This is a genomic window from Ignatzschineria ureiclastica (assembly GCF_003121845.1).
Taxonomy (GTDB): domain Bacteria; phylum Pseudomonadota; class Gammaproteobacteria; order Cardiobacteriales; family Wohlfahrtiimonadaceae; genus Ignatzschineria; species Ignatzschineria ureiclastica.
The window spans coordinates 171,263-184,255 of sequence record NZ_QEWQ01000003.1 but is presented as its reverse complement, the minus strand read 5'-3'; the positions used below and the strand labels follow the sequence as shown (position 1 = coordinate 184,255).

The 12,993-nt window shown below is 41.5% G+C and carries 9 protein-coding genes; 5 read left to right on the top strand and 4 right to left on the bottom strand.

The genetic code is table 11. The features are described 5' to 3' along the window. Positions 1-285: 285 nt before the first annotated feature. Genes DC083_RS04760 through DC083_RS04750 form a run of 3 tightly spaced genes read right to left on the bottom strand, consistent with a single transcriptional unit; the run spans position 286 to position 3,875 of the window. A complete protein-coding gene (locus DC083_RS04760; protein WP_109189101.1) occupies positions 286-1,737 on the bottom strand; it encodes a c-type cytochrome in 1,452 nt (483 codons plus the stop codon). 3 nt (positions 1,738-1,740) lie between these two features. Next, positions 1,741-3,336, bottom strand: a complete 1,596-nt coding sequence (locus tag DC083_RS04755; protein WP_109189100.1) for a GMC family oxidoreductase — start codon at positions 3,334-3,336, stop codon at positions 1,741-1,743. A 26-nt stretch (positions 3,337-3,362) separates the two neighbouring features. After that, the gene (locus DC083_RS04750; RefSeq protein ID WP_109189099.1) at positions 3,363-3,875 is read right to left on the bottom strand and encodes a sugar dehydrogenase complex small subunit; all 513 of its coding nucleotides are present in this window, start codon (positions 3,873-3,875) and stop codon (positions 3,363-3,365) included. Between the two features lie 311 nt (positions 3,876-4,186). Here DC083_RS04750 and DC083_RS04745 point away from each other — a divergent pair, with 311 nt between their 5' ends. The 4 genes from DC083_RS04745 to DC083_RS04730 all read left to right on the top strand — a co-directional run bounded on the left by DC083_RS04745 (position 4,187) and on the right by DC083_RS04730 (position 12,214). After that, positions 4,187-4,972, top strand: a complete 786-nt coding sequence (locus tag DC083_RS04745) for an ankyrin repeat domain-containing protein (protein WP_109189098.1) — start codon at positions 4,187-4,189, stop codon at positions 4,970-4,972. A 552-nt stretch (positions 4,973-5,524) separates the two neighbouring features. After that, positions 5,525-8,233: an aminotransferase class I/II-fold pyridoxal phosphate-dependent enzyme gene (locus tag DC083_RS04740; protein WP_229822465.1), complete on the top strand. Its 2,709-nt coding sequence runs from the start codon at positions 5,525-5,527 to the stop codon at positions 8,231-8,233. 495 nt (positions 8,234-8,728) lie between these two features. Then, on the top strand, positions 8,729-10,045 hold the full coding sequence (locus DC083_RS04735; protein ID WP_109189097.1) for a ferredoxin reductase family protein: 1,317 nt from the start codon (positions 8,729-8,731) through the stop codon (positions 10,043-10,045). 231 nt (positions 10,046-10,276) lie between these two features. Beyond that, the gene (locus tag DC083_RS04730; protein ID WP_109189096.1) at positions 10,277-12,214 is read left to right on the top strand and encodes a peptidase U32 family protein; all 1,938 of its coding nucleotides are present in this window, start codon (positions 10,277-10,279) and stop codon (positions 12,212-12,214) included. A gap of 33 nt (positions 12,215-12,247) precedes the next feature. Here the strand turns inward: DC083_RS04730 and DC083_RS04725 are convergent, their stop codons facing one another. Then, positions 12,248-12,631 (bottom strand): DNA/RNA helicase domain-containing protein, encoded by a 384-nt coding sequence (locus DC083_RS04725; RefSeq protein WP_275667310.1) that lies wholly within the window; start codon positions 12,629-12,631, stop codon positions 12,248-12,250. Between the two features lie 36 nt (positions 12,632-12,667). Here DC083_RS04725 and DC083_RS04720 point away from each other — a divergent pair, with 36 nt between their 5' ends. After that, positions 12,668-12,991: an IS630 transposase-related protein gene (locus tag DC083_RS04720; protein WP_109189094.1), complete on the top strand. Its 324-nt coding sequence runs from the start codon at positions 12,668-12,670 to the stop codon at positions 12,989-12,991. The last annotated feature ends 2 nt before the right edge of the window (positions 12,992-12,993 follow it).

The following is a 12,993-nucleotide window of genomic DNA, read 5'->3' as shown; positions in this document are numbered from 1 at the left end:
TTGGATAAGCAGATCGGTTCAAAATAAGCTTATAAAAATGCCGGCGGATCGGTTGTAAGAATCAAGACAGCTATTCTACCCGGCATCTTGCAAGTGTTTTAGTACAGTTTGATATTTTTTAAAGTTCCATACTAATTGCTTCAACCCCTTTTTTCTTGAACAAAATTTATTATAGAATTGATTCCATCAAGATAAAAAATCCCCTTAATAGAGAAGCTACTAAGGGGATTGTTACGTGATAGATTTGTAAAAAAGATTATCTACAAGTATTTGTAATAATGAATCTTATTTTTTTCTAAAGAATATCAATTTTAAAATATATAGAATCAGTAGTGCACCGACAATAAACCCAATCACCGCTAGTAAAGAGGCATGACGGATTAAGAACGGTGATTCGCCGCCTTTAGCGATGAGTTCTACATCATTGACAGAAAGCGTTTCTTTCCCATCCCCAAAGGTTTTAGTGACATAGTTGGTCACAGCTGCAATTTGGTCATTTTCAAGCCACGAGTAAATTTCTGTATGCGATTTTGCAAATGCAGGCATAAGAGTTGTCACTTCGTGGGTTTTCCCATCTTCGCGCGTGACTCCTTGCATAATTTTCATGACAAGATTAGTGCGATCTGCACGCCCAACGGTACTATTATGTGTCAGTGCCGGTGTGTGATGGTCTAATGAACCTTCCCCATTAATACCATGACAGCTTGAGCATGCTTGATTATAGAGGATGGCTCCATCGAGTGTAGAATGATCTCTATTGGCTTCAGATTGATTATCGGTTGATGGATAGATTTCGTAATCACTCCATACAACTTTTTGTCCCTCGAAAGAGTAGGCTGGCGCTTCTTGCGATTTTTGCGAAATAGCCGGAACTTTTTGAAGATACTCTGTAACAGCCCGAATATCCTCATCCTTCATTAAGGCAAAGCTCTTATCTACTGCTTCAGCCATAGGACCTGCTGCAGTAGATTTTCCAATAACTTTTCCTGTTTTCAAGTAAGTAAAGAGCTCTTCTTTACTCCAGTTCCCAATCCCGGATACTTTATCAGATGTAATGTTCGGCGCATGCCAACCACCGGCATCGCCACCTGATAGATATTGCTGATAATTTTCTGCTAGCAACTGGTTACGTGGAGTATGACAAGTTGAGCAGTGCATTAAACCATCCACAAGATATTTACCGCGATTCTCAATATCCGAAAGATTAGGATCTGGTGTAAAAGGCTCATTTTTGGCAAATAAACCATCCCAAATAGCCATTGCTCCTGGAAGGTTGAATGGGAATTTGAGTTGTGTAACTTTGTCCGGTGCTTTATCAATTGGCTTTTGGTTCATGAAGTAGGCATAAAGCGCTTTAATATCATCATCCGTGACTGTTGCATAGGCCGTATAAGGCATTGCGGGATAGAGGTGACTTCCATCTGGGCGAACCCCTTTACGAACGGCCTTAGCAAATGCTTCTAATGACCAGTTACCAATACCGTATTCTTTTGAGGGGGTAATATTAGTGGAGATAATGTCCCCCATTGGCATTGCAAATACTAATCCCCCGGCATATGGCGCATCAGCTGATGTTGTATGACAAGCGGCACAGTCCCCTGCAATAGAGAGATATTCCCCTTTTTTAATAAGGGTTGTATCAACTTCCGTATTGGCTTGGGCAAAAGAGAGGCTGATTGAGGATAGTCCAACAAGTACTGCGCTGGTGATCAATTGTGTAAGTTGAGTGACTTTCATCGCTTATACCTCCCTTGCAATGATATCTGCTGTGCGAATACCAAGAGCAATCGCTGATAAGGTTGGATTGACAACGCCACCGGCCGGAATTAATCCAACAGAGGCAATAAAGAGATTGTCATGATCAAATGTACGGCCTTCATGATTTGTGACGGAATCTTTAGGATTATCCCCCATAATGAGCGTTCCCATCAGGTGATCATGATTTTCCCAATCAGTATTAATGGTGAGTGATTCTCCTCCCATCAAACGGGTAATCAGACGATATTGATCCTTTGCCACTTCTGCGCCACGTTGTACATAACTATCGACATCATAATTGATCTTAATACCAGGAAGTCCAAGGCTATCTTTCCAATTTGGATTTGGCATAATGCGATTACGAGGATCCGGTAATTGTTCAAAGAATGTGTAGATAGAGACCCAGCGAGATGACCAATCCATGATCTTTTCATCAAGCTCTGTCCCCATATAACCTTGCGCAATTAATTTAGCCGCAATATCTACCTGAGGGTTATTATTCGCAAAACTATGTTTATTGGCAGAGTATTGAGATCTAAAATCTCCTTCACGCCATTGATTAACAGTGGCTTGTTGTACAGGTCCACGTCCCATCCACATTGGTTCTTTTGCGAGGAAATTCATAGAGATACCTACGTGATCCATGAGGTTTCGACCGACCATATCTGATGAATTTGCAACATCATTCATCATTAATAATTTTGCTGATTCAAAACTATGCGCTGCAATAACGAATGCTTTAGCTGTTAATGTATATTCGCTACCATCGGGTTTAAGATATTTGATTGCTTCAATTTTATTATCTTTACCGACAATAATTTTATGAACAACAGCTTCCGTAATGAGCTTTGCTCCATTACGAACAGAACGCATGGCATGAACTGAACCATTATAGAGCGTACCAATTGGGCAGATCTGATCACAGTTATTGTTGCCTTGGCAGCCTGGGCGACCATCGTATGATTTAGGAATTCTCACCGTGGGTTCATGAATTACGGCAATTCCTGCGGGCTGTAATGCTTCTTTAATCTTTGTTGTCATGTAAATATCGGCTTCTGGCTCAATTGGATATGGTTTTGAGCGAGGTGGGAATGCTTTCCCTGGATTGACGCCGGATTGATCTTCAAGATCATTTCCTGCAACGCCAATCGCATATTCAGCACGAACATAATAAGGTTCTAAATCTTCATAGGTCATTGGCCAATCTCGACCGACGCCATAGAGCGATTTCATTTTAAAGTCACTCGGAGTATAACGCCAGGTAGCGCCTCCCCAGTGAGCCGTAGTTCCCCCTACAAGTTTTAGCATACCCGGCATCATATTAAATGACCCTATATTTTCTAAATATCCCTCTTGGTTACTAGTCGGTGCCCAAGGATTATTAGGATAGGCATTATTACGGTCATAATGGCGGCCAGAGTTTTTAAAATTTTCCAGCAGCTTCCAGCGAGGAACGCTAGGGCCTGCTTCGAGTAAAATAACCGATTTTCCTTTCATTGCGAGTTCATTCGCCACATTTGATCCCACTGCTCCGGAACCGATGACGATCACATCAGCATCATATATTTTTGTACTCATTGTTCTATATCCTATATTGAAATTGATTACGCTTTAGGTAGTGTTGCCCAATAGTTGGTAGTCCAGCGAGAGTAACCAGGAATGGGGGTATATTTTTGCGTTAGTTTAAATGTCTCAATTTCAGTGTATGTGACGAATTGAACACCATCATGTGCTCGTTGTTGGATGGGGGTTCCGGCATAACCAAGGTAGAAAACAGAGATGATATCTTTGGCAGTTTTCTCATGTAGTTGCTTAAAAAGTGCATCATTTTTTAAAGCATCGATATTTGAGAAACCTTTATCTTGAATATAAGCTGAAAGCTCCAAAGCGCTTGTACGGAATGTACTATCGGCCTTGGATAAGGCATCAAAGGCTCGATGGACTAATTGAGGATCAAGCGTTTTATTGGTTAGAAAATTAGCAAGTTGTAGATCGGCATCTTGATTAGAGGAGGATTGTGCAAATGTTAACGAGGGTAACAGCATCATGGCAGATACAGCACATCCACTTATCAAAAATTTTCGACGGGAAGTATCGTTTGGAATATCGTGATTCATAATCGATTCTGCTCCATTTTTGTTATTAAGATAATAATGTTTTTTGTATCTATGAGCTTAACAAAGCAAATATTGACCTTTGTCAATTAAAGGTAAATTTAGATTTAAAATAAGTGAAAAAAGTTTATCTGCTCCTTTGAGGAGTAAGAGATTTTCTATATCGAATGAGTATCTTGATGAAAGCTGTGTTATCTTGAAATAATTCAATGGTAGTGCGTAACGTTATAAAAATATTGAATCGATATGTATGCCTAAAGTTACTAATTAGTCAATATTGTTGTATTTAATATTAAAATTAGAGAGGTTAATTTATGAAAAAAGTAGCAATGAAGAGCCTGTTAGCGACCGCCGTAATGTCGTTGATGTTGACAGTGAATGCACAGGAAGCAACGACAGCGGTAGAGGTTATTGAAGTAGCGCCGACGGCGCTTGAAGCGCAAGCGGGGAGTTTTCGCTATACTTTAGAAGAGATGCAAGATATTGCGAGCGATACCAAATTAAAGCATCGCGTATTCTATACTACGCCGTCAACAGGCCCTGATGCAAAGTGGTTTGATGCGGTGAAGCGGGGCGATCTTGATACTGTTAAAGCAATGGTGGCTAATGGGCAAGATATTGAGGCGAAAGATGTGGGAAGCCTTGATCAAACGGCGCTTGGTTGGGCTGCATTTATTGGTTATGAAGATATGGTGGATTTCCTGTTAGCGAATGATGCGAATCTTTGGGCGACCGATAAAGGTGATGTTTATCATACGCTTAAATCAGCGGTATTAGGGAAAAATGTCAATATCGTGAAGAAGCTACACGAAGCATTGAAAGATCAATATGATATTAACGATACTTCTTATGAAGATGATGGTGAATCATTAGTGATGGTAGCGGCGAGCAATAACCGGTTAGATGTGGTGCAATATCTTATCGATCAAGGGGCTGATCTTAATAAAGTCACCACAGAAACGAATCCTGCGCGCCCCTCTTATAATCAGAGCGCTTTAAGCTATGCTTGCCAAAATGGCTATGAGGAGATGCAACAACTCTTAATTAAAAATGGTGCGATCAATCATCGTACCGGCAATACCTCTTGCCAAGCGCAATGATTTTATAGTCAATGTGGTTTAAGAAAATAAGAAAAATGTTTTTTATGTCGCTAGTGGCACTTTAAAAGAATATCAAACCGTATTCAACAACACTTGCAAGATGCCGAATAGAATAGCTTCCTCGCCTCGATCAGCTGATGCGCCGGCATTTGAATCAGCTTATTTTGAACCGACATTACTATAAGTTGAGACGTTTAAGGGCACCTTAGGGTGCTCTTTTTATGTAATGAGGGATGTCATACAGCTGATCAAAGGCAGGAATCGTGATCGGTATCAGAGCGATTTATAATAGTCAGATCAAACCCCTGTTCTCTGAAATAAGGGTGTTATAATAGTGCGCTTAATGAATTAATTTTATAGTAAATTTGGTTTAAGGGAACTGGTTTTAAACAACACTTGCAATATGCCGGATAATCGCTTCCTTACTTATTACAGCCGATTCGCCGGAATTTAAATAAGCTTATTTTGAACCGACATTACTATAAATCACATTTTACCGTAACGATTGATTGACCTAATATCCGATTAGGTATCAGAGGAAAAGGATCATAGATGGAACAGCAACCGCAAATGTCTCGTATAGAACCTGAAGATTCGGCCTTTGCCGTAGGGATGATTCGCCCAGATCTTTGGCGACAACTATTGGAAACAGTACAGCAATGGCAACATCAAACCATTACCAATGAAGCGGTGTTACGAGAGTTTGCTAAATTAGCCAATCTTGAGACATTTTATGCTTTCCCCGGCGCGAAACTACTTGCGCAAATCGAAGAAGCGATTGAGGAAGATGATAGTGAATTAGCGGAAACCTTGATCTCTGAAGTCTCTTTGGCGATTTTAACGCGGGATTATAAATCGGAAGATTACACGCCCAATGAGTTTCAGCTTCATTCTGAGGAGCGGGAGCGTAAAAAGCAGGGGCATCATAATCGTCCTTACTTTGAAGTTTTAGTCGTGGCGAGTAATCAACATCGCTATGCAGAATCGTTACTCGAAGATTTTATGGAGCAACGCCGAAATGAAGATGATTTTATCTATGAAATTGTCTACGTAGAGAGCTATCAAGATGCCTATTCTGCGGTGATTCTCAATGGCAATATCAATAGCGTGATTATCTACGATAATATTGATTATGACGCTAAGCATCCGGTTCCTTTTTTATTGCCGGCCTTGACCCATTTAGATGGGCAAGTAGATCAAACGGATGAAGCGCATTTAGCCTTGCAATTAGTGGATACCTTGAGCCATTATCGCCCTGAGTTAGATCTCTATCTCGTTTCTGATCGCTATTCAGAGGAAGTATCAAGCGATGAGAGAGCACAGCAGATTCGCCGAATTATCTATGCTTCTGAAGATGTGTTAGATCTGCATCTTTCGATTTTGGAGGGCATTCGTGATCGTTATCAAACGCCTTTCTTTGACAATCTCAAAGAGTATACCAAGCGGCCGATTAGTACTTTCCACGCATTACCCATTGCCCGAGGGAAGTCGATCTTTAATTCGGATTGGATTAGCGATATGGGAGAATTTTATGGTAAAAATCTCTTCTTAGCGGAATCCTCGGCGACAACAGGCGGGTTAGATAGTCTCTTAGAACCCACCGGTAATATTAAGATTGCCCAAGAGAAAGCGGCGCGAGCCTTTGGTGCTGACCATTGCTACTTTGTCACGAATGGTACAAGTACCTCTAATAAGATTGTGCTAATGGCGATAGCGAAGCCCGGCGATATTATTGTAGTGGATCGAAATTGCCATAAATCTCACCACTATGCGATGGTGTTAGGCGGATTGAAACCTTATTATGTGGAAGCGTACCCAATGAGGGAATACTCGATGTATGGGGCAGTTCCGCTCATTGAGATTAAACGGGCGCTCTTAAATCTCAAACGAGAAGGGAAGTTAGATCGGGTTAAAGTGGTCGATTTAACTAACTGTACTTTTGATGGTCACGTCTATAATACGCGCCGAGTGATGGAAGAGTGTTTAGCGATTAAGCCTGATTTGGTGTTCTTGTGGGATGAAGCGTGGTTTGGATTTGCGCATTGGTCCCCATTTTTACGGCCTCGTACGGCGATGGGTGCGGCAGAAGATATCGAATATTGGCTACAAACTGCAAAAGCAGAAGAGAGCTATCGGGCACAGCAGTTACAGTTAGGGGAGAATCCTAGCGATGAAGTATTGCTCAATACTCGCCTAATTCCTGATCCAAAGCAGGTGAAAATTCGGGTTTATCAGACAAACTCAACACATAAATCGCTCTCGGCACTGCGACAAGCATCGATGATATTGGTAAAAGATGTGCAATTTTATGCCATTGAACCACAATTGAAAGAGGCGATTTTTACCCACGCAACTACAAGCCCCAATCAACAAATTATTGCAACGTTGGATCTTGCCCGCCGGCAGATGGAGCTTGAAGGGTATCGCTTGGTATCTAATGCGTTACAGATCGCCTTAGATATTCGGACCCAAATTGCCAATCATCCTGTGATTGCTAAATATTTCTCAATCTTAACGCCGGCGGAGATGATTCCGCCTGAGCTTCGGGTGACGGGCTATGCGGATTATTTTGCTACCAAAGATAATTGGCACAGCTTAGCGCAGAGTATTGCCGAGGATGAGTTCTTCTTAGATCCCACAAGAATGACCTTGGTGTGTGGTCGTGCGGGGTTAAATGGGACGGAATTTAAGAATCTCTTAGCTGATCGCTTTAATATTCAGGTGAATAAAACCTCTCGAAATTCAATTCTGATTCAATCAAATATCAATAATACCCGTAGTGATGTGGCGCATCTCATTAATGTACTCTTAACAATCTCGCTTGAGATTGAGGAGCAGATACGGCATTCCGGCCCTGATTTTGTGGCGCTCTTTGAGGAGAAAGTGGCAAGTTTAATGGAAGATGTGCCTGATCTACCTAACTTTAGCCATTTCGCCCCACAATATCGGGAAGATGTCGCCGGCGAAGTTGCCGTAGAGGGTGATATTCGTACCGCCTTTTTCGCGAGTTGGGATGCCGAGCAGTGTGATTATATTAAGCTTTGTAGCGAGGAGTGTGATCAGCGCCTGATCAATGGACCTGAGATGATTTCCGCGAAGATGGTCATCCCTTATCCGCCGGGGTTCCCGATCTTAGTGCCGGGGCAGGTAATTACCCAAGATGCGATTGATTTTATGCGTAAACTCGATGTGAAAGAGATTCACGGTTATGATGAAGCGCGTGGTTTACAATTAATTCAAGCTTATCACAAGGTTGATTAACAGCATTTGATGGGCAGGATTGATAGATGGGGCGCAGAATATAAAAAAGGGGTTCAAAATAAGCATTATTTCAATGCCGGAGCATCAGCTGATCAAGGTAAGGAAGCTGTTCTATCCGGCATCTTGCAAGCGTTGTTTAGAACAGTTTTATCTTCTTTTTAAAATCGCATACGAATTGCTTAAAAACCATTTTTTTGTAAACCCAATTGACGATATACGAGAGCTAAAGATCTTCACGATTTTTAGCTCTTTTTCTGGATGAAGATAAAAGGGGGATAAAAATATCGCAATCATCTGCGATCATTCTCAAACATTCTCAAATAAAATTACGAATCACTCTTATTATTTATTGAGAACTATTTTCATAAAAAGATATTTAAAAATAGATAGTTATAATGGTATTTCCATTTTTATTTTAAGTATTTCTTAAGATTCACGTTTTAATCTAAAACTTCAGAAAATACTTTCAAAAATCATAATAATAGAGAGACCCTTATGCGTCGTGAGAAAACAATCATTATTACCATTTTCCTATTTGCACTACTACTATGGGGCGTAGATGTGCTGTTTCGGTTTCAAGCTTCTGATTGGGGCGTTTGGCTCTGGCGCAAGGAGTTGATCAATTTAACAGGGATACTCGCCTTTATTCCAATGGGGATTATTATGATTTTAGCGCTTCGTCCGCCGAAATTAGAGTGGCTCTTTGGCGGAATGGATAAGATCTATTATGCCCATAAATGGCTTGGAATTTGGTCCATTGTCTTTGTGATATTGCATTATGGGATGAAGCTCAGTAAAGGAATCTTAAAACCTTTTTTTGAACAAGGTCCCAAGCCGAAAGATCCGAAATTATGGATTTTCGATGGAATGCAATCTCTAGCAAAAGATATGGGGGAGATTCTCTTCTACGCCTTTGTCATTATGTTGGTGATTACGCTCTTAAAACGTTTCCCTTATCGCTTTTGGCGCTTGCTTCATAAATTGATGGGGCTCTTTTTTATCGGCGTTGTCTTTCACGCTTTAGTCTTATCGCCGGCGCGTTATTGGACTGAACCGGTTGGGATTGTGATGTTGCTCTTAATGGCGTTTGGGATCTATAGTGCGATCATTGCGATATTGGGGCGAATTGGTCAAAAACGCCGTTATCAAGCGACGATTACGGAGCTCGACTTTGTCGCTAAAACGGCGGTAGTCACTTGTGAGATGCCGAGAGATTGGAATCATCAAGCGGGACAATATGCCTTTGTACAGCATCCTCGATATCGGGAGAAACATCCTTTCACAATCGCATCGATGACTCGCAAAGATCAGACGATCTGTTTTGCAATCAAAGCGCTAGGGCATTATACGCGGAAAATATCTAAGCGTTGGCAAGTGGGCGATGAACTGATTATTGAAGGCCCTTATGGTCGATTCTTCTCGATGAGCTCGACGCTTCCCAAACAGCTCTGGGTTGCCGGTGGTGTTGGAATTACCCCTTTTATCGCTTGGTTAGAATCTTTACAACGAGACAATCAGCAACTAGAGAGTCGTCAAAAAGCGATTACCCTCTATTATTTGGTTCGTAATTCAGAGGAAGCACTGATGTTAACGGAATTACAAGCGCTTGCGGAAAAGGCGAATGTGACATTACATCTGCACTATAGTGATGATCAAGGACATTTAGATTTTGCAACACTGCCTTTTGATGCCGATACTTCAGTTTGGTTCTGTGGTCCGACCGGCATTGCCAAGGCGATTAGTCGACAACTATCCCTTAAAGGATTAGCACCGCACCGTTATCTGCATTGTGAATATTTTGAAATGCGGTAATGGCGGTCTCTTAATGAGAATGGATTGATCAAGAGAATGATCTCTTGAAGGAGTCTAAAAATCTGCAAACTTTCTCGATTCTTAGTATCCTATAGCGCATAGAGTATCAGTAGAAGATCCCGCAATTTGTGGGATCTTTCTAATTGATCTGCCACTATTTTATTTTGAGTGTGATTGAAATTTTATTAGTAAATCCGATTATTAAATCCTATTTGAGTTGTAGCGAGAAAGATGAGCCTTTTATCCCACGAATTAGAGTTATTAAGTCCTGCCCGTAATACTGAAATTGCAAGAGCGGCGATTATTCACGGCGCTGATGCAGTCTATCTTGGTGGACCTGAATTTGGTGCTCGGCACGCGGCGGAGAATGATGTTGCCGAGATTGCGCGTTTAACGGACTTTGCACATCGTTTTAATGCGAAGGTCTTTATTGCACTCAATACCATTTTGCACGATAACGAGTTGGAATCGGCCCGTAAATTGATCTATGAACTCTACGATGCCGGCGTAGATTCGCTGATTATTCAGGATATGGGCTTGCTTGAACTCGATCTACCGCCGATTGAGCTACACGCATCAACCCAAACAGATATTCGCACATTGGATAAAGCGAAGTTTATGGCCGATGTGGGCTTCTCTCAATTGGTACTTGCCCGGGAATTAAGCCTTAAAGAGATACGGGCGATTCACGAGGCGCGTCCTGATACCGCATTAGAATTTTTTGTTCACGGCGCGCTCTGTGTGGCATTCTCGGGACAATGTTATATCTCACACGCAGAAACAGGACGTTCGGCCAATCGGGGTGATTGCTCACAAGCCTGTCGTCTTCCTTATACCCTCAAAGATAGTGAAGGGCGGGTGATTGCTTTTGATAAACATCTATTGTCGATGAAAGATAATAATCAATCGAATAATATTGATGCGCTTATTGAAGCAGGGATTCGCTCATTCAAAATTGAAGGGCGCTATAAAGATATGGCCTATGTGAAAAATATCACTGCTCACTATCGCCGTCTATTAGATCGCTATATGGAACAAAATCCGGCCTTTACGCGAGCCTCTTATGGCAAAGTGATTCATCATTTTGAGCCCAATCCTGATAAGACCTTTAATCGTGGCAGTACCGATTATTTTGTCAATGCTCGTAAGGGGGATATTGGCGCTTTTGATTCGCCTAAATTTGTCGGCTTACCTATTGGGCATATTTTGGATGTCAAAAAGAACTTTATTGAAGTGAAAACCACAGAACCCTTGGCTAATGGTGATGGACTCAATATTCAAATTAAGCGGGAAGTAGTAGGATTTGCCGTTAATCGAGCGGATAAAATTGGGGAGAATCATTATCTCGTATATCCCAATGAGATGCCGGCAGAGTTTGTTACAGAGCGAGCGAATATTCAGAAAAAACATCCGCTTAATCGCAATCACGATCAAGTCTGGAGTCAGCTATTAACCAAAGATTCGGCAGAACGCCTATTAGAGGTTTCTCTGATCTTTAGTCAAGATGAAGCGGACTATCGCCTTGAGCTCTTTACGCCGGAGGGGCATTATGGGTATGCAACTCTATCTGGGAAGTTTGAATTAGCGAAAGATCCTGAAAAAGGGCTTGCGACGTTAGAGAAGAATTTACAGAAATTTGGGGGCAGTGGTTTCTTATTACTCGATCATCAGATTCAGCTCTCTGAAATCCCCTTTATTCCGGTGAGTATGATTAATCAATTACGCCGGGAAGCGATTGAAGCCTTAGAGGAGGCGATTCGCCACAATTATGTTCGTGGGAGTCGTAAAGCGCCGGTGGATCCGCCTGCAGTTTTCCCCTTTGAGGAGCTCAGTTTCCTAGCGAATGTTTATAATGATAAAGCGAGAGAATTCTACTTTAAACACGGCGTGAAGATGATTGAGCCGGCCTATGAAGCCCACGAAGAACTTGGCGAAGTGCCGGTAATGATCACGAAACATTGTCTTCGCTTCTCTTATAATCTCTGCCCTAAACAGACTATCGGCGTAACCGGTGTACAAGGACAGGTTAAACCAACGCCGCTAACCCTTTCACACAAAGGGGAAGAGTACACGCTCAAATTTAACTGTCGCCCTTGTGAAATGCACGTAATGGGAAAAATGAAACCGCATATCGCTAAGCAATCGCTATTAGGTTCGGAGTTGAAGTAGGGGGAATTATAAGTGTTTATATTGAATAAATTGTTACTCAATTACTTCCGCAAATTGCTTTAAGTATTGGTATATTTTCTCATACGCCTCAGGTGGGCGGGTATGATCATCAGTGTCCCCTTGAGGGATATAAATGATCATACCTTGCCGCGCCCTTGTTAATAGTACTCGATATGCATTGAGCCTAAAGGCTTGATCCTCAAGTTTATTAATATTATTCCATTTCGTGCCTACGAAGCTTCGATAGTCCCATCTATTTTCATCTATTTGTAGGTCTAGATCCCAAGCGACACATACCCAATCTAATTCTAATCCTTGAATATCAAATTCTGTGGCCACTTCTTCTAGGTAATAAGAAGAACGTACATCTTCTTTATCATTGAGAAACCAAGGAGTTTCTTGAAACTCTCTTTGTATAGCTATTTATAAATAAACTCCTATATAATACTCCTTATGAGCTATGGAAAAGATTTAAGAAAACGAGTCCTTGATTTTGTTGCTGAAGGCGGTAGCAAAGCTGAGGCTGCACGCAGATTTTGCGTTCATCCTTCAACTGTCTACGAATGGTTGAAGACACCTACTATATATGAAGCTAAGAAGACACGAGAGCGTACGCCGCAAAGATATACTTACAAACAATTAAGTGATTTTCTTGAACAACATCCAGATGCTTTCCTCAAAGAGATCGCATCACACTTTGGTGTCAGTATTGGCTCCATTACACATTCATTGAAAAAAATGAAAATCACGCGTAAAAAAGACTTTAAGATACCGTGAAA